Here is a 26,909-nt window from a genome sequence, read left to right on the forward strand (position 1 = left end):
AATGGAACCATCATACCGAAAGAAAACAACTTGTCTAGCATTGCAAAAGTCTAAAAAAACAAATTTAAAAGCATTAAAATCTATATAAATTATAAAATAAAGTTTTAAATAAAGATTTATGTCAAAAAACATAGAGAATTGCATTTTTATATAGAGTTTTATAAAAATAAAAAAATTTTATTCTTTTGTTCAGAAATTTGAACTAGATCACATTTTAAATGTTATTTTTTCTTATGAGTGGAAGGAAAAGAATCGATGACAAGAAAAAACCGCACTTGGAAGCCCCAAAGTGCGGTTCGATTTTAAGAGTTTTTTAATTAGCCGTTATAGCGTTTGAACACTAAAGTCGCGTTTGTACCACCGAAACCAAAGCTGTTTGACATGACAGTTTGTAAGCCTGCATTTTCTTTTGTTTCAGTCACGATATTGCAGCCTTCTGCCGCTTCGTCTAATGTTTCGATATTAATGCTTGGTGCAATGAAGTCATTGTGTAACATTAATAAGGTATAGATTGCTTCATGTGCACCTGCTGCACCTAAAGAGTGACCAGTCATTGATTTGGTTGAAGAAATCGCTGGGATTTTGTCACCAAATACATTTTTGATTGCACCTAATTCTTTCACGTCACCAACTGGTGTTGATGTACCGTGTACGTTGATGTAATCAATTGGGGTATCTACCGTTGCCATTGCTTGTTTCATACAACGCTCTGCACCTTCACCACTTGGTGCTACCATGTCGTAACCATCAGAGGTTGCGCCATAACCTACGATTTCAGCGTAGATTTTTGCGCCACGAGCTAATGCGTGTTCTAATTCTTCCACAACCACAACAGCACCACCACCTGCAATAACGAAACCATCACGGTTTGCATCGTAAGCACGAGACGCTTTTTCTGGGGTATCATTGTATTTAGTTGAAACTGCACCCATTGCATCGAATTCTGTTGCACATTCCCAAGATAATTCTTCCGCACCACCCGCGAAAACCACATCTTGTTTACCTAATTGGATTAATTCAACTGCGTGACCGATACAGTGCGCAGACGTTGCACAAGCAGAACTGATTGAGTAGTTCACACCGCGGATTTTGTAAGGGGTTGCTAAACAAGCTGACACACTTGATGCCATAGTTTTAGTTACTGCGTAAGGACCAATTGCTTTCACACCACGTGGACCACGCACTGCATCACAAGCCACTAATTGGTTATGTGCTGAACCGGTACCTGCACCGATTACAAGACCGGTACGGTCATTTGAAACTTGATCTTCTGTTAAACCTGAATCTTCAATCGCTTCACGCATAGAAAGGTATGCATAAGCTGCCGCATCACCCATAAAACGATACACTTTACGATCGATGTGTTCGCTTGGATCAAGTTTGATTGTGCCGGCAACATGGCTACGCATTTTCATTTCAATAAACTCAGGCACGACTTCAATACCAGATTTACCTGCTTTTAATGAAGCCAAAACTTCTTCTTTGTTGTTACCGATACTTGAAATAATACCAAAACCAGTAATTACAGCTCTTTTCATTCTTTATTCCTTATGAGTTAGGGGAAATTTAATTCAACTTACAGTTGTTAGCTGAACGCAATTTACTATGAAATGAAAATATTGCAAGCAATAATTCATTTGTTCGACCAGTTAAGTTTTAACCGACTCAAAATTTCCGTGCTATTATAAAAGAATTTGATAAGGCAAAAAAGGGCTAACACATGTTCACCATTCAGCACGCAAAAATTCATTTTAACGAAGAGAATACCCCTGTTTCGGATAAATTTGATGATGTGTATTTTTCTAATCAAGATGGTTTAGCGGAAACCCATTATGTGTTTTTAGAAGGCAATCAGTTGTGGGAACGTTGGGTTCATTACCAAGAAGCCCACTTTGTTATTGCTGAAACGGGGTTTGGCACAGGATTAAATTTCTTTGCAGTGACCTCGCTATTCCGTGAATTTCGTCAAAAATACCCAGATTCGCCTTTAAAACGCCTTTATTTTATCTCTTTTGAAAAATACCCTTTGCCACTTGATGCGTTACAACAAGCTCATTTAGCCTATCCGCAATTTTCTCGTCTTGCTCAGCATTTACAACAGCATTGGCTTAATCCCATTCAAGGTTGCTATCGTTTTCATTTTGATGAAACCACGTTAGATCTTTGGTTTGGTGATGTGGCTGAAAATCTGCCACAGCTTGGCGATTATATGAATGGTAAAATTGATGCGTGGTTTTTAGATGGTTTTGCACCAAGTAAAAATCCCGATATGTGGAACGAGCAGCTTTATCAGCAAATATTTCGTTTTACCAAACCACAAGGCACCTTTGCGACCTTTACTGCAGCAAGTGCGGTCAGAAAAGGCTTAGAAAATGCAGGCTTTAATATTACTAAAAGAAAAGGTTTTGGTAAAAAACGGGAATGTCTTTCCGGTCAAAAAACGTATGAAAAACTGACCGCACTTTCAGCACCCTGGTTTCATAGTCAGCCAGCCAATCTCAAAGAAGAAGATATTGCCATTATTGGTGGCGGGATAGCCTCGCTTTGCACCGCCATTTCATTGGTTAAACGCGGAGCAAAAATTACGATTTATTGTGAGGATGAACAAACTGCCCTCAATGCATCCGGCAACAAACAAGGTGCCTTTTATCCGCAACTGAGTGATGATAACGAACGCAATATTCGTTTTTATATTCATGCCTTTGCCTATGGCCATCAATTCCTACAATGGGCAATTCAGCACAAAATCGAATTTGAACATGAATTTTGCGGTGTCGCGCTTTGTGCTTACAGCGACAAAGCTGAAAGTAAATTAAGTAAAATCGCTGAGCTGAATTTACCTTCTGATTTATATCAGTCTTTAAGCCAATCTGAATTAAGTGAAAAAGTGGGTTTACCGTTACCTTTTGGAGGCGGTTTTATTCCTCAAGGCGCTTGGCTTGCACCACGTCAGTTAGTTCAGCATGCTTTTGCCTTTTTAGAGAAACAAGGTGTCCAGATTAAAACATCACAAAAAGTAACCGCACTTTCGCAAACAGAACACGGTTGGCAAATCACCACAGCTGAAAATGAAACTTTCTGCCATGAAGTGGTTGTTTTAGCAAACGGACATAAACTCACTGAGTTTGAACAAACACAAAAACTGCCACTCTATCCTGTTCGCGGACAAGTGAGCGAAATTCCGACATCGGAAAACTTACTTAAACTCAAAACCGTGTTGTGCTATGACGGCTATCTTACGCCAGTCGATCAAGCGAAAGCCAGTCATTGTATTGGCGCAAGTCATGTTCGTGATAATGCGACTCGTGAATTTAGCCTAACCGAACAACAAGAAAACCAACAAAAAATTCAGCAAAATATCCCTGAAGATTGGACAAAAGAAGTAGATACATCAGGTAATATTGCTCGAATCGGTGTGCGTTGTTCGGTACGTGATCTCACCCCAATGATGGGGGCTGTTCCGCATTTTTCAGCTCAGCAAACACAATATCAGAATTTATTTAATTTGCGCCGCCGTAAACAGCCAATAGAACAAGCCGAAAACTACCCTAATCTCTATTTAATCGGCGCATTAGGCTCACGAGGATTAACCTCTGCACCGTTGTTAGGGGAAACACTAGCTTCCTTAATTTATGGCGAACCCTTACCAATGAGTGAAGATTTGATTCATAACTTAATGCCAAACCGCAGTTGGGTCAGACGCTGGTTAAAAGGGGCGGAGGTGAAATAAAAAAAGTGCGGTTAAAATCAACCGCACTTTTTCTTAATACAAGCTTAAACGTTGTAATCGCTGTCTGGCGATTTCTTTGATTTCATCCTTTTTCGCCGTATTCATAATTTCCAAATAAAGTAATTTGGCCAAGCCAATATTCACTTGTGTCCCTATCCCTTCCTCGTACAAACGAGCCAAACGGAATCGCCCCTCATTACTACCCGCATTTGCGGCTTTTTGAAACCATTCAAAGGCTTTGGTAAATTCCTTCTGATTGGTATAAATTTCCCCTAATGTAAGCATGGCATCAGGATCTTTTGTTGCACTGGCTTCAAATAATTTAATCGCTTGATCGGTATTTTGTTTCACATAGTTGTTGCCGTTGAAATACATCACTGCCAAATTATTAATAGCTTTAATACTGCCTCGCTCAGCAGCTTCGCTAAACCACCAATAAGCCAACTCTTTATTTTCATCCACTCCACGGCCTAAGTTATAAAGCATACCTAAATTGCTTTGCGCTTGTAAATTACCTTCCAAAGCTAAAGGATACATAATTTCAAAAACCGCTTTCCAATCTTGTTTTTCTGCCAGTTTTTGTGCCAGATCCATTTTTTGCTGATCCGTCATTTGCGCTTTATCAACTAAATCAATGGTTTTCATAGCAAATGCTGAACTGCTTAACGTGAAGGTGGCAAGGACTAAAAGTTTGGCTAATTTCTTCATCTTATAACGTCGCTATCAATAAAATAATCAAAAAAATGGCGGATGTTCCGAATTCTATTAGACCGACTTGCTTAACCGAAAGTTTCTTGGTGGGTAAATAAATGGCACGAATTAACGCCGGCATGAAAGCAAGTGATAAGACATATTGTTGGGTAAACAAGCAACCGAGTACGCAAAGCACGTGGAAAATAATAGAGGCTTTGAGATAAAGCGGATTTTTACGTTCACGCATCATTGATTTGACGTAAAGCGTCGTGCCAATAAAAAATAAGCTTGGATACAATGCTACCCACCAGATTTTTTCGTCAAAAGTGCGGTCAGAAAAATAATAGGCTCCCATACCTGCAAGGGCAAAAATTGCAATACCCGCTAAATCATTGAGAAGATTGCGTTCATCTTTTTTCTTGGTGTAATAGATACTCACCAACACAAAAGGAAACATGGCGGCAATAAAGAAAAGAATTTGCCAGTTATAAAAAATGGCAGGAAGAGCAAATAAAAAAGCCGCAACCCCATAGATGATGGTCCACTTTTTATATTCTGCCATATTTTTGCCTTTAAAGAGACTAAGCATTGGGTAACTCAGCAAATACATGGTGAACCAAGCTAACAGCAAAAAGAAATGCGCCCAAACAGGTGAGGCTAATAACATACCGTAAACAAAAGGCAATAATGCCATCACAATGGCGCCATATTGATTCGAAATCAGGAGTTTCATAGTTCTCTTTAGTTGATAAAAATTCTCAGTTATTTTATCCCACAATTTCTTGATTTACAAAGTCTAAAACCGCCTTTAGAATGGAATTATCTTCATCAAAAAGGAGCCATTATGTCGATTCAACGCATTCAACCAAGCAAACGCTTTTCTGAAGTAGTCATTCATAACAATACTGCCTATTTTGCCGGCCAAGTACCGGAAAAAACCGTTAAGCAAAATGCTTACGAACAAACCAAAGAAGTTCTTTCACTGATCGATAAATTATTGGCTGAAATTGGTTCGGAAAAAAGCAAAATTCTTACCGCGCAAATCTTCCTTGCTGATATGGCTGATTATGCTCAACTTAACCAAGCATGGGATGAATGGGGCGAGAGTCAAAATCCACCAAGCCGAGCAACGGTAGAAGCAAAACTTGCAGATCCTGATTGGAAAGTTGAAATCGTTATTATTGCGGCTGTATAAACAAGTTTTTTCAAAATGTGACCAACCGCAAAGAAAGTTTTTCGATTTTCCTTTACACTAAACACTGAATTCAAAAGAAGGAGTAATGTATGCAATCATGGACACCAGAAATGTGGCAAGCTGCAGTGATTGGGCTTGTTGTTGGCGTAATCTTAGGCTATGTGGTATTACGATTAACAAAAGGGTCTGTTAAAAAACAAGTTCAAACCGAAGCTGAACTAAAAGAAGTAAAAACACAATTAAGCGATAAACAAGCACAACTTGAAAAACATTTTGCAGAAAGTGCTGAATTATTTAAAACCTTAATTGGTGATTATCAAAAACTGTACCGTCACTATGCAGCTTCATCTGAAGCCTTGCTTGGCGGTAAACCCACCGACAAAGGTTTATTTACCCAGCAATTGGTGACCGCCTCATCAGAAAGCAAATCTGAAGAGCCACCGCGTGATTATTCTGAAGGTTCATCTGGCTTATTAAAAACAGATAAAGAAAACCAATAATGATTAACGGTTGAACAATAAAAAAATCAGGGATTAAATACTTAATCCCTGATTTTTTATTAGTGATTACTCAATACTTGAGCCGGTTGTAACTTCGCGGCTCGACTGGCTGGATAAAGACTGGCGAGTAAACTCAATACCAATGCCGCCACGAGAACTAATACAACATCGAACCAATGTAATTCGCTTGGTAAAAAATCAACGAAATAGATGCCATCTGATAACAGTTTTTTACCAAGTAATGCCTCGATGCCTTGAATAATCGGCGTGAGATTCAGCGCGAGTACAACACCTAACACGATACCAATCAAACACCCTTTCATTCCTGCAAGCAAGCCATACCAAATAAAGATCTGCTTAATAAAGCCATTATTTGCCCCCAGGGTTCGCATAATCGCAATATCACCTTGCTTGTCTTTTACCGCCATAATTAAAGTAGAAACGATATTAAAACACGCCACCCCAATTACAAGCACCATCGCAATATACATCACAGTACGGATAAGCTGAATATCACGATACATATAGCCAAATTTTGCCACCCAGTTTTGAATGTAAAGCAGTTGAGGATAATCATTTAGCATCGAATAATCCATATCTTGTACTTTGAATGGATCATCCACTTTCAATTCAACACCGGTAATTTGATCTTCACGATACCCCATTAATTCTTGCGCTTGAGGCAATGCCAGTAAGGCATAACTGTGGTCTAACTGGCCATCTAAACGCAAAATAGCGGTCACTTGAACACGCTCACGATTAGGCTGAGCCATTTGATCTTCGCCATTTGGTTGAGAGATTAATAACGATACCCAATCGCCTGCTTTAACATCTAACTCTTTGGCAATACCAGAGCCCAGCACCAATCCACCTTCTTCTGCGAATTTTTGCCAGCCATCGCCTTCCACAAACTTGCCGAGAGAACTCACTTGATCTTCAGCTTGTTTATCGACCCCTTTCACTTGAACGACTTTAAGTTTATTGCCGTTTTCAACTAAGGCAGTAAAACTCACAAAAGGTGAAAGTGCGGTAATTTTTTTATTTGTTTTTAGACGATCTGCTAGCTTTTGCCAATGGTTTAATGTGGCTTCATTGTCCTGTGGATTTACTGTGATTTCCGCATGTGGCACGACAGCCAAAATGCGCGAGTTTAATTCACGCTCAAAGCCATTCATGGCACTTAACCCTACAATCAATACTGCTACGCCAAGGGCGATACCGATAGCAGAGAATTTTGAAATTAACGCCACCAACGGATTCTTTTGCTTACCTCGTTGATAACGCCAACTAATGAAAAAAGGCGTATTCATTATGCACCTTCCTTCAAAATGCCGTCTTGCATGGTTAAGCAACGAGACAGTTTTTGCGCCAATGACATATCATGCGTCACCAATAAAAACGCAATATTTTGTTCCGCATTCAAGGTTTGAATCAACTCAAAAATACTTTCTGTGGTTTTATGATCCAAGTTACCGGTTGGTTCATCGGCCAAGACAAGAGCAGGATTATTCACCAATGCACGGGCAATTGCCACACGTTGACGTTCACCACCCGAAAGGGCAGATGGACGATGAGTAATGCGATGACTTAAGCCTACTGCACCTAATATTTTTTCCGCACGATCTTTTGCTTCTGTTTTATTTTGACGACCAATTAACATCGGCATCATCACATTTTCTAACGCAGTAAAATCTGCCATTAAATGGTGAAATTGATACACAAACCCTAGATTTTGGTTACGTAATTTAGCCAATTCACTTTCAGACGCTTTTTGCAAAGATTGTCCTTTAATAAAGACTTCCCCACTACTTGGCTGATCTAAGCCACCTAAGGTGTGTAATAAAGTACTTTTTCCTGAACCAGAACTCCCCACAATCGCCACTAATTCTTGTGGTTTCATAGCAAAGCTTACGCCTTTTAATACTTGGGTTTGGTTCTCGCCTTCTTGGTAAAATTTATTAATATTTTGGCATTCTAATAAGTAGTTATTCATATTTTACTCATAACGTAATGCTTCCGCAGGCTCAGTTTTTGCCGCACGATAAGCTGGATAAATGGTTGATAATAAAGATAACAATAAAGAAAAGGCAATCACAATAATGACTTGCATTGGCTCAATCGAGGTCGGCAAGAAAACACCGTTCGGATTGACCGCACTTAAAATTGCCCCAAGATTTAAGGTAATTAATACGCCCAGTACAGCACCAATTAACGTGCCCACTAGCCCCACCAATAAACCTTGATAAATAAAGATCGAACGTACTTGGGATTTAGTGACACCTTGTGTTTGCAAAATGGCAATTTCCCCTTGTTTATCCACCACCATTAAACTTAATGAGGTCACGATATTGGAAATTGCAACAACAATAATTAAGCTAATCAACAAGCCCATCATATTTTTTTCCATACGAACTGCTTGGAAAAACTCCCCTTTTTGGACACGCCAATCGCTGATATGACTCTCTTTAAAATAACTCGGCAATTCTGTGATTTGGAAAGGATCATCTAGGAATAAACGATAGCCTTGAGCCTCACCTGGCTGAATACGCATTAGGCGACCAATATCCGCTAAATTAGCAAAAACTTCATAACCTGATGCTTCGCCATAATCATAGTAAATATCACTCACAGTAAATAAACGCTGCATCGGCACACGACCAAATGGCGTATATTGGCTATTTTCAGTAATCATTAAGCGAACTTTATCACCCACTGCTAAACCTAATTTTTGCGCCAGGTTATCACCAATGATCAACTTAAACTCACCTTGCGGTAAAAGTTGATTAAATTGGCTAGGATCGAAACCTTCCAGTAAAGGATCATCTGAAAAAGACTGAATACCAATCACTTGGCCTGCACTTACGCCTTTTGCTGTTTGAAACACAACATTCGTGGTATTAATCGGCACCGCTTTTTGCACAAAGTGCGGTGTATTTTCAAGCGGTTTTTCTACCGAAATAGGCGCTTCTTGGCTAACAATCGCGTGCGGAATGCTCGAAAGCACCTGTTGTTTTTGATAGCCTTCTAATCCATTCATGACAGAAAGCACAATAATCAATGCCATCACACCCAGTACGATGCCAAAGCTTGCCAAATTAGCAACAAGTCGCCCAAAACGATCAGCGCTTTTTGCTCGCCAATATCGCAGGGCGACGTATAAAGAAATAGGTAAATTCATTATTTTTGATTTAATTGTTGAACGAAATCTTCAATATTTTGCGTCACTTTTTTCGTTAGCGTGGTTACCGCACTATCACTCGCCCAAGCAATATGAGGTGTGATAATTAAATTCGGCATCGTTTTCGCTAATTCAATCAGTGGATTATTTTTCTCTGGTGGCTCTTTCACTAATACATCTAATGCAGCACCGCCTAATTGCCCTGTTTTTAATGCATCACAAACTGCTTGCTCATCAATCAATGGACCACGACCAGTATTGATTAAATACGCCCCTTTCTTACAAAGTGACAAGGTTTCTTGATTGATTAAATTTTTGGTTGTTTCGGTCAATGCACAATGTAATGTGAGAATATCGGCTTGTTTTAGCACCTCTTCAAAAGGCGTGTAACCTTCACGGCACATTGTGGCATTTCGATGTTCAGCATAAAGGACTTTCATGCCTAAAAGTTCTGCTAAACGCCCTACTTCTTTACCTAAACAGCCTTTTCCAAACACGCCTAATGTTGAACCTTTCACATCTGTAATAGGATAATCAAAATAACAGAACTGTTTACTCTCAGTCCATTTTCCTGTGATTTGATCGCGTTGCCAGCCAGCCAAGCTGTGTTTTAACGCAAAAATCATGCCTAATACATGTTCAGGTACTGTTGTTGCTGAATAACCTGTCACATTTTTAACTGCCACACCGAGTTCTTTTGCAGCTTCTAAATCTACGTTATTGGTGCCTGTTGCGGTGATAGCAATAAGTTTTAATTTAGGTAGTTGTTGCAACACCTCACGGCTTAAAATCACTTTGCTAGTGATAATAATATCTGCGTCTTTTGCTCGCTCAATGGTTTGCTCTGCAGAAGTATATTCATACTCAACCCAGTTATGCGGAAAGCTTGGACGAGGGATAGGAATATGTTTTGGAATTGCCGTGCTGTCTAAAAATACGATATTCATTGTTATCTCCTTTTACAGAACAAAAGTGCGGTCAAAAACAACGCTGTTTTCAACCGCACTTCTCCATTAGATGGACGTATCTAATTCAGGGAAAGACTTCACTAAATCATCAATGGCTTTCATCTGTGACACAAAACCTTCTAATGCTGAAAGTGGCAATGCAGAAGGCCCATCACATTTTGCTTGATTTGGATTTGGGTGCGCTTCTAAGAATAAGCCTGCAATGCCAATTGCTAAACCAGAACGAGCTAATTCGGTCACTTGTTCACGACGACCACCTGAAGCTGCACCAAACGGATCGCGGCATTGTAATGAATGGGTCACGTCAAAAATAACTGGACTACCTTTAGACACTTTTTTCATCACACCGAAGCCTAACATATCCACCACTAAATTATCGTAACCGAAGTTTGAACCTCGATCACAAAGGATAATTTTATCGTTACCACATTCTTCAAACTTATCGACGATATTGCCCATTTGACCCGGGCTTAAGAATTGTGGTTTTTTCACGTTAATTACCGCACCGGTTTTTGCCATAGCTTCAACTAAATCCGTTTGACGCGCTAAAAATGCCGGTAACTGGATCACATCCACCACATCAGCAACAGGCTGGCATTGATAAATTTCGTGCACATCGGTAATCACTTTCACGCCAAAGGTTTCTTTTAACTCTTGGAAAATTTTTAAACCTTCTTCCATGCCAGGACCACGGTAAGAATGAATTGAAGAACGGTTAGCTTTATCGAAAGATGCTTTGAAGACATAAGGCACACCCAACTTTTCAGTCACTTTTACGTAAGCTTCACAAACTTGCATCGCCATATCGCGACTTTCAAGCACGTTCATCCCGCCGAAAAGTACAAAAGGTTTGTCATTTGCGACATCAATATTGCCAATTTTTACAATTTTATTTTGCATAATATTTCCTTTTTAATGGATGGACTTGGCATCTTTCAATGCTTCGCCTTTCAGTTCTAAAAGTTGAGTTTTTAACAGAGAAGAAGTGGGATCATTCGGACATTGATCCACAAAATATTCCAAATCCTCAATGGCTGAAGGATAAGCGCCCATTTGCGCCAACACTAAGCCACGATCGCGAATATCGTAAGGATCTTTTCTTCCCGCTAACAAGAATTGGATATAATTAAAAGCCAAATCGTTTTGTTCTTCACGAATTAAGGCATTCTTGGCGAGCTGACGGAAACGTGCAGTAAGCATCGGAATATCTGCTCGAGCTAAATCCTCTGGTTGAATTTGAGCCCCAAAACCAAAGGCGCCTTCATAGAGTTTTTTCAATTCATCCACTGAAATGTATTTTCCACTCCAAGGATCAATAAACGCCACTTCACCATCGACTTCTGCACGTAAAATCAGTTGCGTCGGGAAATTCACGGGATAAATCGGCAATTTTAAACTTGCGGCTAAATAAAGTACTAAAGCGCCAAGGCTCACCGGCATGCCTTCACGCTCTTCTAAAATATACGGAAGATATAAATTGCGAGCATAGAAGTAATTATCCGCATCGCAGTGAAAGCTCCAATCACCGTAAAATAGCTGCAATAATTGATGAATTTTAGCTTTATCATCCCATTCTTCAGGAATAGATTGGCGAGCTTTGCGTACTAAACTCCCCACGAGCCCTCTTATACGAGGCTCATCAAGTTGTTCTTTCTCACAAATGCTTAGATAAAAATGAGTCAGTTCAGCATATAAGGCTTTTTGATCGTATTTCATTACCGCTTCCAATATCCCAACGTTACGCGCTCATTGTCGCCATAATCCCGTATGGTTGCAACCCCTTGCCAATGATTTTGCCAGAAAATTGACCGCACTTCTTCACCCTGTTTCCAGCCGTGCTCTAACAATAAATAGCCGTTATCTTTTAAATGTACCGGCGAGCACTCAATAAGATGACGTAAATCAGCTAAACCGTTTTCACCCGCCACCAGCGCCGAACGAGGCTCGAAACGCACATCGCCTTGGAAAAGATGTTCATCAGTTTCATCAATATAAGGCGGATTGCTGACGATAATATCAAACTGCCCTTCAACATGTTCAAACCAATGACTCTTCAAGAATTGCACATCAAGCTGATTTTTTTCGGCATTGGATTGCGCTAATTTGACGACATCTGGCATTAAATCAACACCAATAACATCCAATTGAATAGCCTTTTTTTGACAAATAGGAAAAAGCTCAGAAGCCAATGCCAACGCAATGGCGCCAGTGCCAGTACCAAGATCGAGAATACGAAAGTGCGGTGGATTTTCTTCCAGTTTTTCCAACGCAATTTGTAATGCTTTTTCTACGAGAATTTCGGTATCGGGACGAGGAATTAATGTCCCTTCAGACACATTTAAAGGCAAGGACCAGAATTCTTTTTCACCGAGGATATAAGCGATAGGTTCGCCTTTTAAACGACGATCTAAAAGTGCGGTCAATTTTAACCGCACTTTTTCATCAATTTCCGTTTCATCGAAAGCTAAAATTTGTGTTCTCGATTTGCCCGTTGCGTGTTGCAATAGCACTAACGCGTCAACTTTGCCATTCTCTGTCGGATTTACCTGATTTAAGGCTTGCGCAGCATCGGCAAGCCATTGTTGATAGGTCATTAATTACTCTCAGATAACGCCGCTAATTGATCTGCCTGATATTCAGTGATAATCGGTTGAATAAGCTCGTCAATTTTGCCGTTCATCACTTCATCTAAGCGATAGAGCGTTAAGTTGATACGGTGATCTGTTACACGACCTTGTGGGTAGTTATAAGTACGAATTTTATCAGAGCGATCGCCTGAACCTAATAAGTTACGGCGGGTATCCGCTTGCTCTGCGGCTTGACGCTCTTGCTCCGCTTGAACAATACGTGAAGCCAATACAGACATCGCTTTAGCTTTATTTTTATGTTGAGAACGCTCATCCTGACATTCCACCACAATACCTGTTGGAATGTGCGTAATACGTACCGCAGAGTCTGTGGTATTAACGTGCTGACCACCCGCACCAGATGAACGGTAGGTATCAATACGTAAATCTGCAGGATTGATTTCCGGCATTTCAGATTCTGGTAATTCTGGCATCACCGCAACAGTACAAGCAGAGGTATGAATACGACCTTGGCTTTCCGTTTTTGGTACACGTTGTACACGGTGGCCGCCTGATTCAAATTTCAACTGACCATACACGCCATCACCGCTTACTTTAACGATCACTTCTTTATAACCGCCTTGCTCGCTTTCATTTGCGCTGAGCATTTCAACACGCCAGCGTTTACTTTCTGCATAACGGCTGTACATACGGAATAAATCACCGGCAAAGATACCCGCTTCATCACCACCAGTACCCGCACGAATTTCTAAATAGCAGTTATATTCATCATTTGGATCTTTCGGTAATAAAAGAATTTGAAGTTGTTGCTCCACTTCTTCAATTTCGGCTTTGGATTCTTCAATTTCCATTTCTGCCATTTCTTTCATTTCAGCATCATCTAACATCAATTCTGCTTCAGCGATGTTAGCGTTAAGCTGATTCCAACGATTAAAACATTTCACTACATCTTCAAGTTGTGAATATTCTTTAGAATACGCACGGAATTTATCCTGATCTGAAATCACCGACGCATCGCCTAGCAATGCCTCTAATTCTTCATAACGTTCTTTTAAACTTTCAAGTTTTGCAATAATAGAATCTTTCATATTTTTATAAAGTTAAAGCCAAAAATAAAATCGGCCTATTTTAGCCGATTTTAAGGAAAATTGACAGCCGCAAAATCTGCCTAAAAATGACCGCACTTTAGATGCGAGTCACATCAAATTTCGCTAAATCAATTCGATCTTCTGTGCCATAAAATTGGGCCAATGCATGACGTAAGGTTTCGGCACGTTTTGGTAAGCCTTTTTCTGCATAGGTTTTTACTTGTTCATATACTGCTTGCTTAAATGGTTGCGTATCTCCCGGATTGCCATTCAAATTATCCGCACTGGCAAAATAACGAAATCCCGCCGCTGTGGCTAAAATCCATTCCAATGCTTGAGGTTTCACTTCCACCTTTTCAAAATCACGCTGACGTGCTTCAGAACGACCATCTGGCTCATACCAATAGCCAAAATCTTCTAATTTACGACGCTCTTTCCCCGCCACTAACCAATGGGCAATTTCATGTAATGCACTGCTGTAAAAGCCTCTCGCAAAGTAAATCGCGTTATAAGGCACCTCATCATTTGCAGGAATGTAAATCGGCTCATCCCCACCTTTAACCAATCGCGTATTATATTCTTCTTCAAAACATTGATTAAAAATCGCAATGATATCCTCAAGTTTGTGTTCCATGCTTTCTCCAAATATTTTTATCAATAAAGCCTCTCAAAAGGTTTGAGAATTATCTCATTTTTAATGTTTTTCACAAAATCTTGGTTAAATAAAAAACGTCTGAAATTAACGTTTCAGACTTTTTTCATCATAAAGTGCGGTCAAATTTTTAGGTGTATTTAAACCTATCTTTAAGCCCCATCTATTTAATATCCCCCTTGGGCGCATGCCCGAAATACCGTTTGTATTCACGGCTGAATTGGCTAGGTGACTCGTAGCCGACTTGGTAAGCGGTTTCGGTAATGCCTCGCTCTTCTTGTGCGATCAGTCGTCTGGCTTCCATCAGACGTAAGGATTTTTGATATTGCAGCGGTGAAAGGCTGGTTATCTTCTTAAAATGACTATGAAAGCCAGATAATGACATACCACTTAGATTTGCCAAGGTTTCCACAGTGATGGTTTCACTAAAATGTTGTTGCAGATAATAGGTGGTTTGGGCGATTTTTTGGTGTGCGATCCATTGCTTACCATGGCTTTAAATTTGCCACCTTGTTCGCCTGTAAGGAGTCGATAATATATTTCTTGTTGGATAAGCGGTGCAAGAAACCCAATATCTTTTGGATTTTCGTGCAAGAGTAATAAGCGTTCAACAGCATTTTTGAGAGATTCATCCAAATGCCATTGTGCAAAACCCTCGTCGCCCTGTTGGACATCATCTGCAAGGTTTGGATTTGCTAATAAAATCTTGCTAACGCATTCAATATGAATTTTCATCGACATCACTAAAAACGGCTTTTGTGGCACTGCATATTTAATCTCGCCGCGCATCGGCACATTGACAGGGCAGAACATAAAGTGTTGATTGTCAAAACGGTAGCATTGTTCGCCTAGCTGCACTTCACGTTCTCCGCTTAACACGATGCAAATGCTCGGCTCTTGAATAATACCTTCGTAACAAAATGGTTGATCTGAATGGCGAAGAAATAAGCCTTTAATCGATGATGAATAGAGTTCGTTATGTGGAATAACCTTTAATAATCGTTCTATCATTTCAGTTGAGAACATAATTTTGTAGGAATAGGCAAATAATTTGGATGAATCATATAATACTTCATATTGCCGTTCAATATAATGAACTCACTTTCAACGGCAGTACGCCAAAACATTTAACCAATATTGAATTGAGGACAATATCATGAAAATTTTCTACAAAACATCAGCAACAGCAATCGGCGGTCGTGATGGCCATACACAAGTAGATGACGGTTCAATTGGCTTTGATTTGGTTTCATTTCAAAATGACAGCAGCGGAGCTGATGAAAAACACCAACGCGCCGAGTATGGCAAGCACCGACGAAAAACGGCCGCATGGGGTGGGTGAAAAACTTATTCATGGTTTGGCTTAATTCTGCATGAAGATGCTTTCGGATATGGATTTATTGGGCGGACAGGGTTGTATCTTGTATTGAAGAAGCAAGCCGAAGGTTTGTCAGATACTCAAATGCCCGTATCATTCATATTATTGATATTATTGTTTGAATTGTATTATTTTCAATAATAATAAATAACCCTAAACCAATATAAATAACAGCCATTATCCAACGACTAAACTTCTCTACAATTTCACCAACACCTGAAATATTAGCCAATCTTTGTGCTGTATATACTAAAACAAAAATCAATATTAAAAATACAAGAAGAGTAACTAATAAGTCGACAAGATCTAAAGTCACAAAGTAAGGAACAAAAAGTCCAATATTATCTGCACCACAACTAGCAACTGTAACCAAAGCAACAATACCGACTAATTTTGACAACCCTTTTTCATCCAATTCTTTTTTAGCTCTTTTTTCGCCCTCACAATCGTCGTAAATAGCAACTTTAATACCTAAGTAAATCGGTATTAAACCTAATAAACCCAACACCCATTTTTCCGGAACATAATTCAAAACAAAAGCTAGAAATAAACTAACTAATATTAAAATTACAGAACCTAAATATTGTCCGATATAAATATCTCGATATTCTTTTCTAGTATTTGCTCTAGCAAAAAATATTAATAGTATTACCAACAAATCTACTGCTGTAGCAATATATAAAACAGCAGCAGTAATCACAGTCGAAAACATAAAGCACCTCATAATGAATCCCCTGCCCCCTTGGCACCACGGCTTTTTCAAAAACCGAATCGCGTTCGGACAGCGGCGTAGGCAGGGTAATCACGTTTTGCACGTTCATGCCCTTAGTGGAAAGCAGCATGATTTCATGGCTCAGGCGTGCGGCTTCGAAGCGGTCGTGCGTTACCAGCATACACGCCATGCCCTGCCGCTCGATTTTTTCCACCAGCATGGCGACCAAAATATCGCGCAAATCGCGGTCCAAACCGACGAACGGCTCGTCCAGCAAGGCAAGGTCGCAGCCGCACAGCAGCAGGCGCAAAAATGCTACCCGTTTCGCCATGCCGCCGGACAATTCGGTCGGATATTTGTTCAAATCGCCCGCAGTCAGCCCGACTTTCGCCGCCAGCGCGATAATTTCGCCTTCATCGGGTTTGTCCATAAAAATAGCGATATTCTGCATCGCGGTCAAGTTTTCCGGCAGGCGGTTTTCCTGAAACAGAAAACCTGTTTTGCGGAAAGTATTGCGTATCATGCCCGATTTCGGCGTTTCCAAGCATTCAAATCCATCCGTTTGGGCGCAACAACAGGCCGCGCAATTTTAGTGGAAGGAATTAATTAAAATTATTTCTTAGAAAAAGGCCGTCTGAAATTTCAGACGGCTTTTTTATAACAAAGTGTGGTCAAATTTTTAGGTGTTTTTGCAAATTCAATTCAAAATTAAAACCGCTTGTTTTTAAAACTTCACTGTTTCACCATCTTCTGGAATTGCTACATTTTCAAGCTTGTTTGCTTGGACAAATTGGCGTAAATCCTTACGGTAAACGGACATATGGTTTACCGCATCCATGTGCACTGTGATAAGTTTTGTATTTGGTAGCATGTTACGAGCATGAGCAACATCTTGTAACCCCATAATAATGCCGTCATTCGGAAAAGCTAAGGTACGCGCATCACCTGTGTTCATAATCATTACATCTGGTTTATAACGATTAATGGCTTTGTTTACTTCGGCAGTCCAAATTGTGTCACCAACCAAGTAAACCGTTGGATGACCTTTTGCTTGGAATGTTACGCCCATCGCCTCATCTAAAATCTCGGCTAATTGTGGTACAGCGTACATTTCCGTTGTGCCGTGAGAACCGCCAGTTTTATTTAAAATAATACCTTCAAACTCCACCGGTTTTTCTAGCGATAAACTGGTTATATTAGTAAAACCTTGCGCTTTGAGTAAGTCGCCATCCCGTTCATGCTGCACAAAAATTTTGATGGATTTAGGTAAAATTTTTTGTGCAACCTCATCCCAATGATCTTCATGTGTATGAGTCAAAATAATGGCATCAACATCTTTGAAAGTATCTTCTGCTTTCATCGGTAATTCCACAAGTGGATTACGCAAATGGCTATTTAATGTTCCTTCAAAGCCTGTATAACGTCCTTTTTCAGCAAGCATCGGATCAATTAAAAAAGTTTTCCCTGCGTAGTTCAGACGACCAGTAGCATTGCGGATATGTTGGTAGCTATCAGTGTTTTTAGAGGCAAGATCTACAGCGAAAGTATTTGCGCTAATAGCCAATGCTGTAGCGCTAATTAAGGTTTTTAAGTTCATTGTTTTTCCTTTTCTATATACGTTATTGAATGAATAAACATATTATAGTGAGAACAAAATTGTTCAAAAATAGATAAAAAATCAATAAACGTAATAATCGGGTCATTTTTTTTGTGCTATGCTCATATAAAAGTAGGAGAAATAAAATGAATAAACCCACAGTTGCTTTGATTGTGTATGAACAAATGATGCCCATTCATTTTGCGATGGCATATTCCGTTTTTTCTATGTCGGATTTAAACGGCAAGCCGTTATTTAACTGTAAAATCGTTAGCGATTCGGACAAACTGACAAACTCGCTATTTCACATACATTTAGATGGAGGTTTAGAATGGTTGGAGAATGCCGATATTGTTGTGATGACTGGATGGTATGATACTCAAGTGATGCCGAGTGAGGCTTTATTAACAGCATTACGGCAAGCGTATCAACGTGGTGCGACAGTGGTGGGTTTATGTTATGGCGCCTATGTGTTAGCGTGCAGTGGCCTACTTAACGGCAAAAAAGCAACCACACATTGGTTGGGAGATAGTGATTTTACTCGTCGCTTTCCGCAGGTGAAATGGGATTTAAATCCTATTTATTTGGAACAAGATCGACTGATTACCTCCGCAGGAACGGCAGCTTCCATGGATTGTTGTCTTTCTATTGTCCGTAAATTATATGGTGTGAAAATTGCCAATCATATTGCCCGAATACTGGTTATCCCCCCTCATCGTGAAGGCGGACAAGCACAATTTATCGAACGCCCTATTTCTCGTTCCACACCTAATCATAATATCAATGCGTTGCTTGCTTATTTAAATGAAAATCTGACCGCACTTCATTCGACTGATAGCCTTGCCGAACGTTTGTCAATGAGCCGTAGCACTTTCACCAGACATTTTCGCAAAGCAACTGGAATGTCATTAAATCAATGGTTAATTGAAGCAAGGCTACAACGAGCAAGAGAGCTTTTGGAAAGCACAGATTTATCTATCACTGACATTGCAGAACAAAGTGGATTTCATAGCGATACCGCCTTGCGTCAGCACTTCTTGAAAAAACATAAGATTTCACCGAATCGCTGGCGTAAGCAGTTTCAAATTGAGGATGTTTAGATCTTTTTATTTTAAAGTGCGGTCAGATTTTTAGGTGTTTTTGCAAATTCAATTCAAAATTAGACCGCTTGATTATCTCTCAAATTCCTTTTTCAAAATTCCTTCCAGAATTTCAAAGACTTTCAATACCCTTGGTAGCGTAACGGTTTCATATGGACGGTATAAAAACAGTTGCCATTTTTGAATCTCCACTTCAGGAAACAAGCGAACAAGCTGCTCGGATTTTAGATAAGGCTCACATAAGAAATCACTCAACATTCCTGCTGATTTCCCTTGCAATACTGCCTGTAAATAGCTGTATAAATCTGTACTTAAAAAATTGATTCGACGGGGGTTTAAGACTTGCTCACTGTTAATCGGGAAATGCCATGCTCGCCCTGTGCTGAGGTTGATTTGTCCGGCAAAAGGATAGCGTTCTGCCAAATCATCTAATGAAGTGGGTTTGCCTAGTTGTGCTATGAGCTCCAGTGAAGCGACTAATACATCGCCAATATCGGCGATTTTTTTAACAATAAAATTTTCGTCTGGTTGCAAACCGATGCGCAGACCGATATCAACACGGTGCGTTACGGCATCAAGTTTGCTCATATCGTCACGCCAATCAATAATCAGCTCAGGATAAGGTGCAAGTGCGGTCAATAATTGCGACAGAACACTATCATTTATTCGCCAGCTCGGCACGGTAATGCGTACTAAACCTGTCATGTCATTTTCTTGACGTTGTTTTCTGGAAATAAATAAGCGTTCGCTTTGTGCTAATAAAGCTTGCACCTCAGGTAAAAATTGCTCGCCAAAATCGGTCAGCCTAACCTGTCTCGTGTTGCGTTGAAAAAGTGGTTCACCTAAATAATCTTCTAATTCAGCAATGATTCGTGTAATAACGGGTGGCGAAACAGCTAAGCGATTGGCAGTTTCTTTAAATTGTAAGGTTTCCGCCAGTGAGCAGAAAATTTTTAGGGTTTCAAAGCGATTTTTCATGTGGTTCCTTGATGAATTTGGTAAGACGTACCCTATCGCACTATTTTCTTTTCTTTACAGATGACGTACAAACGGTCATTTTTCCAGCTATTTTGCAAAAACTAAAAAATTTAACTGCTGAAATAAATAGAAAAATGTCGTCTGAAAGATCCATTTCAGACGACATTTTTACAAATTGAAGTTACCAAATAGGCATTTTAAATAGTCTACCGTCTTGCCCATCATCATGTAGTGTTAGAACAATTTCATTTTCCATAATTGATGTTTCCATGCCTTGTGTTTCTGAATTAATTGTTGTCGCAATAATTTGAATTCCTAAATTACTATATTCTCTCAATACTTTTAGGAGCAACTCTTTTTTACGATCATCCAAACCATCAAAAACGCCATCAATATAAATAAATTTAGGAAATTCCTTATCAAGATAAGCTCTAACAACTGCCAAATCAAAAGCAATACATAGAAATTTTCTATATGTATTACCTTGACTTTCATTAGTGTTTTTCCCAGATTCTTGATATTCTGCTTTAAACTCAAAATTACTATTATCATTTAATGAAACGAATAGCTCTCCATCTTTTTTTAAGACAGCATTAATTATCTCATTAAAATAAATTCGAATCTTTGAAAATACGCTTTCAGTACTATTATTGACTTGAGAAACATTTAATACCATTCTATCTTGAATATCATTCAAGGCAAGCTGTAAATCTCTTTTTTGTTTCTGCAACTCTAATACTTTTTGAATATTTTCTTTTTGTTTTTCTAAATCAATTATTTCGGCCTGAACAATAGAAATTTGACGATTAGATTTTCTAAACTTATTTATTAGTTCACTTTCTTGCAAAAACTCAAGCTGCTTTGCTCTCTCATCATTTAGTTTAGTCAATTCTTCCTGAATTTTTATGAGTTCAGATTGATTTTCCTGTAGCTCTTGTTTTAGATAAGAGTTTCTCTCTTTTGTGATTGCATTATTAAAGTCAATTAATTGTTCAAAATCTCTCTTAACTTGTTCTGGAAACAGTATCTGAACTTCGTTAAATAAATTTTCCACATCATCAGGGTTAAATTTTATTTTACTATTAGAAAATGATTGTTCTAGATGATAAATGTTATTTTTTATGGAATATTCTTTCATATTCAAAGACGCTATTTTATCATCAATTTCAGAAACTAGTCTTTCGATAGATTTATTATCAATTTCACGGAAATTAAATTTTTCAACAAGACCAGTTAATTGAGTAAGCTCATTATTCCTAAGTAACAAACGACCATCTGTTTTACTTAAAGCTTCAAGTGCAGATTTTTCATCTATTTTTTGTTCCTTGATTTTATTTTCTAAATCAGATACTTGTTTATCAAGTTGGTAACGTTGTTTTGCAAGCTCTCCATTAAAACCTAATAGATCAGCCATATAAGGCTTCCAATCAATATCTTTGCCGCCACGATATTTTTGGAGTTGAAATACTTGATGAAAATCATCTTGAGTACGAATAAGATAGCCAATCAACTTACGATAATCCCAACTTTTTATTGCTGTAAAATTTAATTTTCCATCTAAATAGTCTTTTGCTTTATCAAAAGATAATTCGTAGTAATCCCATTTTACTTCAGGCAAAGAACTAAAATCTTGATTTGGTTCGTCATGTAATAAAAAGCTAATTTTTGTATTATTCTTAACTCCTCTTTTTATAGTTAAATATTTTCCTGAGCTTAATTTAAGCTCTAGGAAAAAGATAAAACCTTCAAAAACCTCTTCGTTTTTAAATAGAAAGTGTTCTTTATGTTTCCTAGCTAAGAACATAAAATCTAAAAGACGAGCAAGTGTAGTCTTCCCTAAATTATGGGAATCCAAATCATGATTTTTAGGGTGTTTTACATCACCATAAATGAAATTTAGTCTTTCGTTAAATATAATCTCATTAAATTTCTTTGAAAGATTACTATATAGTTTAGAAATTTTCATTGTTTCTGCTTAATATATTCAATCATGTCTGTTTTTGCTTGATAATCAATCAAGCCAAGTAAAAATAGAAAACTCAATGCTGGTAGAAATAAATATTCCCCACTAACTATTTCTTTTTTTATAAAACTTAATAATTCTTCATAAGGCATAATCTTTTTATTCTTAAGTTTCTTTAGAATTAGAAAAGTAGCATAAATCAAGGTTTTATCAGGGTCATTATGTTTACTCGGACGAATTATCATTTGATTTTCCTATATCACAGTTCCAATACATATAAAAAACCATCATTCTAGTAAGTCTCCTATTTTTAGATAACACATAATCTCTACTTGTTAAGTAGGACACTAACTCATTGTATATACAATCAAAATAGTCTAATTCTATTTGCTTAGGAATAATATACTGCAACTGAAATTCTTCAATCGATTCTTGATAAGATTTTAACACCTGATAATTCTGTGGATCTTTTAGGAACTGGTCAATCTGAAAGATATACTTCATGTACAATTTTTCTAATTCTTTTGCAGTCTCATCTCTTAAGTTGTTTAATTTATTTTTTTCTTTATAACTTGTTCTGATTGTTGGTAGTAATTCTTTTTGTACGTTTTCATCTTCAAACACCTTAGAGAATTGACCAATCACTTCAGAAAGTTCATTAAGATTTATTGTTGGGGCAATATTCAGTGGCTCTAAATTAATGCTTCTCATATTAACGATATGTGGGTAGCAATCTAAATAGTAATTTAAATCATCAATACCGAATATCCCGATATCATAACTATTTAATCCCGTATTTTTAGCTATATATTCTATAATTTTGGGCTTAGCCCCTCCTGTTAAACTACGGTTGGAAAAAAGCATATAATGATCAATATTATTATTTTCTACCATTTTCTTGATTTTTATAACTTCTTTTGCAAGAACATTACTCTCACTATTTTCACTATAAAAGTCAGGATCCGTAAAATGTTTATTAATACCTTGAGTGTGTTTTGCTTGAATGATGGTGAGTCCTTCCCAAGGTTCTTGCTCGCTAGGATAAGAATTTGCTTTACCGCAGAATTCCCCATCTTTACCACCATCAGTCCCAACAGAAAATCCTTGTGTTCCTTCACCAAGAATTTTTTTACAAATGGCCACTACAAGATTTTCAAAACGACTATCATCTAAATCACAATATTGATACATAATTTTTGTTACTCCAATGTAAACTATGTGCAATATTGTACCAATACTTTATCGTATTTTTCAGTGGATCGAAGAAAAAATAGATGGATAAATAACTGATCTGCACCCCAAAAGTTAGACTAACCTTCTAACTTTTGGGGTGCAGATCATCGTTTCAGACGGTTTTTAAATGATAAAGTGCGGTCAAATTTCAACGTATTTTTGTAATTAACCGAATACTTTTTCCAAATGTGCTTGGTAATCAGTTAAGTATTTTTCTACTTGTGGATTTTTAATTACATCGTTACATAAGAATGTCGGCAGACGAGTCAAGCCGATAAATTCGTTGAGTTTGTGGAAGTGCATGTATAACGCATCCACACCTTTGCCTTCGAAGAAGTCGCCTTCACGAGTGAACGCTTCAATCGGCGCATTCCAAGTAAGCGAAAGCATGTGTTTTTTGCCTTGCAATAAACCACCTGTGCCATAGCCTTCAGTCGGATTGACACGATGGCGGCCATCACTGTGGTAAAGCTTGCCGTGTCCCGCGGTTAATACTTCGTCTATGTATTTTTTCACTGTCCAAGGTTCGTGCATCCACCAACCTGGCATCTGCCAAATCACAGCATCCATCCACAAGAATTTTTCAACTTCTTCTTCAACATTATAGCCGGCATCAATCACGGTTTCTTTTACATTGTGTCCAAGTGCGGTCAAAACTTCTTTCGCTTTTTTATGAAGTGTATGATTTAACTCACCATGTGAATGACCAAACTCTTTTCCACCGTCTAGTAATAAAATATTCATATTTGCTCCTTTAGCTGATAATTTACCGATTACAAAGCACTTTAGTAATGCAACAATTTAACCAATCAATAAGCTCCAACTATTAAACGTACTACTCAAATTCGAAAGTTTGATAGAAGTTAAAAGCGCAATAAAAAAGCCTTGAAGTCATTATTTTCAAGGCTTTAAAGTCTTTCATAGGACTTGATAGGTTTATTTTGTGGTGGGCTGGCGTCATCTGAATTATCATCAACAACCCCTATTAATACTGAATTCATACAATTCAACATTTGCCACGTATAACTAAGCGTATAACTAAAATTCAAAGTCATCAAACCATGAAAGGGTCATACGTGATGAAATATACCATTCATCAGCTAGTTTGAAAAGGACAGATTTAATGCGTTCTATGTCGATTGATGACAGTCATCTTTACTCATTTTCTATCAATTCTAAAAGGTACTCCCTAGCCTATATCCATTCCACGGGGCATAGGGAGCGTGGTTATCAACAAATTATCGTATATCTAGCCATCATCATCTTTATACCTAAAAATTAAGATAGATAGGCTCTACAATGTGATGTAAGGCTATATTAAACCATTCCTTTCTATTTCTCTGTCTATACGAAATAACTTTCTCCACTCACTTAAATAACGCTTTTCAAGGCGATTACCCTTAATAATTCCTAACCTACAATCAAATCTTTTTAGTATGTGTGGGATAGTTGCCATTACAATCATCTCATCGCTTTTCTGTTCTTCTTCAAGCCATAGCTTAAATTGTTCTTTGAGTGATAAAGCATTATCTGTTTTGTTTGCTCTTTTCATAGTAAGCCTCCTGTTGGTGGATAACATAGAGAACTTTAACAATCGATAACTTCCTGTCTAGAAAAGGCTACTAATTTCTCGATCTAGATCGCAAAAAGAAAATATTTTTAGACAAAAATGTTAATTTCGCGGTTGTGAAAATTGAGTTGAATGAGCGGTTTTAACAAATAACTCATCTAGAGATTTATTATCCCCCCTATACCCGATTAAACGCCTAGAAAACTGTAATAGCGATTAAAAAGAGTTTGATGGCTGGTACTTAAAACCGTTTCCCCTAACTTTCATATCCCCCTACCCCATTAAGCAATAAAAAAGGCTTAATGAAATACATCAAGCCTTAAGTTTTACTAGTCTCTTTGCTAATGGATAAATTTGGGTAGTGTTTCAAGATACTCTTGATTACTGCTGTACAAGGGAAAAATAGTATAATAGAATTTCCTGAATTTTATTCAAATAAGCGTGGGGACACTATGGCTTACAATTCAGATTATCAAACAGAACTTATAGAGAATTTGGCAAAAGAAATCATTCAAAAGTGTGGTGTTAATTGTCACAGAAATAATGTGAAAGATCCACTTGCAGTCGATATTTGTACAAAAGACAATATCAAAATAGATGTCCAATATTCAAATAATTACGCAAAATATGGTGATTTTAGACTTGATATTATTTCAGCTTACACACCAAAGAATGCGCTCCCTAACAGAAGTTATAAATATAATCCAAGTATTAATATCATTTCAAATTTTAAGGAAAAATATAATTGCAATATTTCCAAGGTTGGCAAACTTTTCCAAGAAAATTATTTGGATTACTTTATTATCTTATTTTACAACACAAAATACACAAACCAAAACCCAGACTTTATTCTCTTAATTAGCAAGGAAGATTTAATTAATTATTGTAAACCACAGGTAGCAAATTTATTTAGTCAAATTAAAACCAATAATAAGAAAGACATTGGCTCGGTTGATCAACATGGTTCAGCATTTGTGCCATTAAATGTTACTGATTTATGCTATAGTACAAATTGCATTTTTGGAAGCTACGAAGAATTTTTAACTAAAAAAGAGCAAGTAAGACAATATTTATTCAGTTAGTCTTTTATATACTAAATCAAAATAATTATTATCTATTTCACAACCTAGATACTGACGGTTTAATTGCTTAGCTACAAGCAAATGACTTCCACTTCCAGCACAAGGGTCAAATACTATGTCTTGCTCATTAGTATTGTCTAGTATTAACTCCTTCAGAAGCAAATGATTTTTTTCTGTAGGGTGTTGTTTACTTCTACCGTTGGGGAATTTAAAAACAGTGTTTTTGCAGTGGGCGTTAAACGTTTTTGCCCCACTACGTTTAAACCAAACTGCCATTTCTACACCACTCAAATAAACATATTGTCCGTTCATTGGTGATGGATTGCTTTTTTCCCAAATGATAGGGCGAACGGTTCCTTTTTTGTTGGTAAAAAAGGTAAATATCTCACTAAATTGCTCTTTTCCACAAAATATAACGATTGAATTTTTAGTTACTCTATAAACGTTTTCCAAAAACTCGTTAAGGTCAAATGTTAAGACATCAGCTTTATCCTTATCAAGAGTCCGCAACCCATTGCTTTGACGATTTACTGCATTATATGGAATGTCAGTCAGCGTAAAATCAACACTAACATCATTCATATTCACCATATAATCCATACAATTTACATTAAAAACTTTGTTCATATCAATTTCTACCTTATCTAAAACTTCAAATAACAAGATCAATTCAACACTTAGACAGGTATCGTAGATCTATCATC

Annotated in this window: 28 protein-coding genes and 1 pseudogene; 6 read left to right on the forward strand and 23 right to left on the reverse strand. The window is 37.9% G+C overall.

Annotated elements, in window-relative coordinates:
- Positions 1–317: 317 nt before the first annotated feature.
- Complete coding sequence (gene fabB, locus DPV81_RS01295) at positions 318–1,538, reverse strand: beta-ketoacyl-ACP synthase I (RefSeq protein ID WP_111315755.1); 1,221 nt, start codon at positions 1,536–1,538, stop codon at positions 318–320.
- Between the two features lie 182 nt (positions 1,539–1,720).
- Between fabB and mnmC the strand changes: the two genes are divergently transcribed.
- Positions 1,721–3,730 carry a bifunctional tRNA (5-methylaminomethyl-2-thiouridine)(34)-methyltransferase MnmC2/FAD-dependent 5-carboxymethylaminomethyl-2-thiouridine(34) oxidoreductase MnmC1 gene (gene mnmC / locus DPV81_RS01300; protein WP_111386310.1) on the forward strand — a complete coding sequence of 670 codons (2,010 nt, stop codon included), beginning with the start codon at positions 1,721–1,723 and terminating at the stop codon, positions 3,728–3,730.
- A gap of 33 nt (positions 3,731–3,763) precedes the next feature.
- On the opposite strand, the gene DPV81_RS01305 is transcribed toward mnmC, so the two are convergent.
- Together DPV81_RS01305 and DPV81_RS01310 are read right to left on the reverse strand one after the other, a co-directional pair.
- Positions 3,764–4,438, reverse strand: coding sequence for a tetratricopeptide repeat protein (locus DPV81_RS01305; RefSeq protein WP_111386312.1), 675 nt, complete (start codon positions 4,436–4,438; stop codon positions 3,764–3,766).
- Between the two features lies 1 nt (position 4,439).
- Positions 4,440–5,156 carry a YwiC-like family protein gene (locus DPV81_RS01310; RefSeq protein WP_111386314.1) on the reverse strand — a complete coding sequence of 239 codons (717 nt, stop codon included), beginning with the start codon at positions 5,154–5,156 and terminating at the stop codon, positions 4,440–4,442.
- A 111-nt stretch (positions 5,157–5,267) separates the two neighbouring features.
- On the opposite strand from DPV81_RS01310, the gene DPV81_RS01315 reads away from it, so the two are divergent.
- Together DPV81_RS01315 and DPV81_RS01320 are read left to right on the forward strand one after the other, a co-directional pair.
- Positions 5,268–5,618 (forward strand): RidA family protein, encoded by a 351-nt coding sequence (locus tag DPV81_RS01315; protein WP_111386316.1) that lies wholly within the window; start codon positions 5,268–5,270, stop codon positions 5,616–5,618.
- Between the two features lie 89 nt (positions 5,619–5,707).
- Positions 5,708–6,118: a Z-ring associated ZapG family protein gene (locus DPV81_RS01320; protein ID WP_111386318.1), complete on the forward strand. Its 411-nt coding sequence runs from the start codon at positions 5,708–5,710 to the stop codon at positions 6,116–6,118.
- A gap of 59 nt (positions 6,119–6,177) precedes the next feature.
- On the opposite strand, the gene lolE is transcribed toward DPV81_RS01320, so the two are convergent.
- From lolE to DPV81_RS01370, 10 genes and pseudogenes are all read right to left on the reverse strand, one after another.
- Positions 6,178–7,428, reverse strand: a complete 1,251-nt coding sequence (lolE, locus tag DPV81_RS01325) for a lipoprotein-releasing ABC transporter permease subunit LolE (RefSeq protein WP_111386320.1) — start codon at positions 7,426–7,428, stop codon at positions 6,178–6,180.
- Entirely contained in the window at positions 7,428–8,111 is a 684-nt protein-coding gene (lolD, locus tag DPV81_RS01330; RefSeq protein WP_014065207.1) for a lipoprotein-releasing ABC transporter ATP-binding protein LolD, read from the reverse strand. The genes lolE and lolD overlap by 1 nt, the downstream gene beginning before the upstream one ends.
- Before the next feature lie 3 nt (positions 8,112–8,114).
- Positions 8,115–9,296 (reverse strand): lipoprotein-releasing ABC transporter permease subunit, encoded by a 1,182-nt coding sequence (locus DPV81_RS01335; RefSeq protein ID WP_111386322.1) that lies wholly within the window; start codon positions 9,294–9,296, stop codon positions 8,115–8,117.
- Positions 9,296–10,243 carry a 2-hydroxyacid dehydrogenase gene (locus DPV81_RS01340; protein WP_111386324.1) on the reverse strand — a complete coding sequence of 316 codons (948 nt, stop codon included), beginning with the start codon at positions 10,241–10,243 and terminating at the stop codon, positions 9,296–9,298. The genes DPV81_RS01335 and DPV81_RS01340 overlap by 1 nt, the downstream gene beginning before the upstream one ends.
- Before the next feature lie 66 nt (positions 10,244–10,309).
- The gene (gene kdsA / locus DPV81_RS01345; protein WP_049367492.1) at positions 10,310–11,164 is read right to left on the reverse strand and encodes a 3-deoxy-8-phosphooctulonate synthase; all 855 of its coding nucleotides are present in this window, start codon (positions 11,162–11,164) and stop codon (positions 10,310–10,312) included.
- A gap of 12 nt (positions 11,165–11,176) precedes the next feature.
- A complete protein-coding gene (locus tag DPV81_RS01350) occupies positions 11,177–11,980 on the reverse strand; it encodes a SirB1 family protein (RefSeq protein ID WP_111386326.1) in 804 nt (267 codons plus the stop codon).
- On the reverse strand, positions 11,980–12,858 hold the full coding sequence (gene prmC / locus DPV81_RS01355; RefSeq protein ID WP_111386328.1) for a peptide chain release factor N(5)-glutamine methyltransferase: 879 nt from the start codon (positions 12,856–12,858) through the stop codon (positions 11,980–11,982). The genes DPV81_RS01350 and prmC overlap by 1 nt, the downstream gene beginning before the upstream one ends.
- The gene (gene prfA / locus DPV81_RS01360; RefSeq protein WP_111386330.1) at positions 12,858–13,940 is read right to left on the reverse strand and encodes a peptide chain release factor 1; all 1,083 of its coding nucleotides are present in this window, start codon (positions 13,938–13,940) and stop codon (positions 12,858–12,860) included. Before prfA ends, prmC begins: the two co-directional genes overlap by 1 nt.
- Positions 13,941–14,037: 97 nt before the next feature.
- On the reverse strand, positions 14,038–14,574 hold the full coding sequence (locus DPV81_RS01365) for an elongation factor P hydroxylase (protein WP_065244875.1): 537 nt from the start codon (positions 14,572–14,574) through the stop codon (positions 14,038–14,040).
- Positions 14,575–14,755: 181 nt separating this feature from the next.
- Positions 14,756–15,618 (reverse strand): annotated as a pseudogene (locus DPV81_RS01370) (helix-turn-helix transcriptional regulator).
- A gap of 130 nt (positions 15,619–15,748) precedes the next feature.
- Between DPV81_RS01370 and DPV81_RS09400 the strand changes: the two are divergent.
- Positions 15,749–15,934, forward strand: a complete 186-nt coding sequence (locus tag DPV81_RS09400; protein ID WP_165818942.1) for a hypothetical protein — start codon at positions 15,749–15,751, stop codon at positions 15,932–15,934.
- 133 nt (positions 15,935–16,067) lie between these two features.
- On the opposite strand, the gene DPV81_RS01375 is transcribed toward DPV81_RS09400, so the two are convergent.
- The 3 genes from DPV81_RS01375 to DPV81_RS01385 all read right to left on the reverse strand — a co-directional run bounded on the left by DPV81_RS01375 (position 16,068) and on the right by DPV81_RS01385 (position 18,279).
- A complete protein-coding gene (locus tag DPV81_RS01375; protein WP_003766668.1) occupies positions 16,068–16,682 on the reverse strand; it encodes a CadD family cadmium resistance transporter in 615 nt (204 codons plus the stop codon).
- Positions 16,597–17,205 carry an ATP-binding cassette domain-containing protein gene (locus DPV81_RS01380; RefSeq protein ID WP_111386332.1) on the reverse strand — a complete coding sequence of 203 codons (609 nt, stop codon included), beginning with the start codon at positions 17,203–17,205 and terminating at the stop codon, positions 16,597–16,599. The genes DPV81_RS01375 and DPV81_RS01380 overlap by 86 nt, the downstream gene beginning before the upstream one ends.
- Before the next feature lie 201 nt (positions 17,206–17,406).
- Positions 17,407–18,279: an MBL fold metallo-hydrolase gene (locus DPV81_RS01385; RefSeq protein WP_111386334.1), complete on the reverse strand. Its 873-nt coding sequence runs from the start codon at positions 18,277–18,279 to the stop codon at positions 17,407–17,409.
- A 146-nt stretch (positions 18,280–18,425) separates the two neighbouring features.
- On the opposite strand from DPV81_RS01385, the gene DPV81_RS01390 reads away from it, so the two are divergent.
- Entirely contained in the window at positions 18,426–19,379 is a 954-nt protein-coding gene (locus tag DPV81_RS01390; protein WP_111386335.1) for a GlxA family transcriptional regulator, read from the forward strand.
- Between the two features lie 72 nt (positions 19,380–19,451).
- Here DPV81_RS01390 and DPV81_RS01395 read toward each other — a convergent pair whose 3' ends face one another.
- The 6 genes from DPV81_RS01395 to DPV81_RS01420 all read right to left on the reverse strand — a co-directional run bounded on the left by DPV81_RS01395 (position 19,452) and on the right by DPV81_RS01420 (position 25,105).
- Positions 19,452–20,357 (reverse strand): LysR family transcriptional regulator, encoded by a 906-nt coding sequence (locus DPV81_RS01395; RefSeq protein ID WP_111386337.1) that lies wholly within the window; start codon positions 20,355–20,357, stop codon positions 19,452–19,454.
- Positions 20,358–20,538: 181 nt separating this feature from the next.
- Complete coding sequence (locus DPV81_RS01400; protein WP_111386339.1) at positions 20,539–22,323, reverse strand: DUF2326 domain-containing protein; 1,785 nt, start codon at positions 22,321–22,323, stop codon at positions 20,539–20,541.
- Positions 22,320–22,565 carry an ABC-three component system middle component 8 gene (locus DPV81_RS01405; RefSeq protein WP_243583362.1) on the reverse strand — a complete coding sequence of 82 codons (246 nt, stop codon included), beginning with the start codon at positions 22,563–22,565 and terminating at the stop codon, positions 22,320–22,322. The genes DPV81_RS01400 and DPV81_RS01405 overlap by 4 nt, the downstream gene beginning before the upstream one ends.
- On the reverse strand, positions 22,546–23,511 hold the full coding sequence (locus DPV81_RS01410; protein WP_049372465.1) for an ABC-three component system protein: 966 nt from the start codon (positions 23,509–23,511) through the stop codon (positions 22,546–22,548). The genes DPV81_RS01405 and DPV81_RS01410 overlap by 20 nt, the downstream gene beginning before the upstream one ends.
- A gap of 207 nt (positions 23,512–23,718) precedes the next feature.
- On the reverse strand, positions 23,719–24,297 hold the full coding sequence (locus tag DPV81_RS01415) for an NAD(P)H-dependent oxidoreductase (RefSeq protein ID WP_111386341.1): 579 nt from the start codon (positions 24,295–24,297) through the stop codon (positions 23,719–23,721).
- A gap of 568 nt (positions 24,298–24,865) precedes the next feature.
- Complete coding sequence (locus DPV81_RS01420; RefSeq protein WP_111386343.1) at positions 24,866–25,105, reverse strand: tRNA delta(2)-isopentenylpyrophosphate transferase; 240 nt, start codon at positions 25,103–25,105, stop codon at positions 24,866–24,868.
- 470 nt (positions 25,106–25,575) lie between these two features.
- Between DPV81_RS01420 and DPV81_RS01425 the strand changes: the two genes are divergently transcribed.
- Positions 25,576–26,205: a hypothetical protein gene (locus DPV81_RS01425; protein ID WP_111386345.1), complete on the forward strand. Its 630-nt coding sequence runs from the start codon at positions 25,576–25,578 to the stop codon at positions 26,203–26,205.
- Here the strand turns inward: DPV81_RS01425 and DPV81_RS01430 are convergent.
- Entirely contained in the window at positions 26,194–26,832 is a 639-nt protein-coding gene (locus DPV81_RS01430; protein ID WP_111386347.1) for a DNA-methyltransferase, read from the reverse strand. The two genes, DPV81_RS01425 and DPV81_RS01430, sit on opposite strands and share 12 nt — an antisense overlap.
- Positions 26,833–26,909: the final 77 nt, after the last annotated feature.

This window comes from Haemophilus parainfluenzae, assembly GCF_003252795.1.
Taxonomy (GTDB): domain Bacteria; phylum Pseudomonadota; class Gammaproteobacteria; order Enterobacterales; family Pasteurellaceae; genus Haemophilus_D; species Haemophilus_D parainfluenzae_K.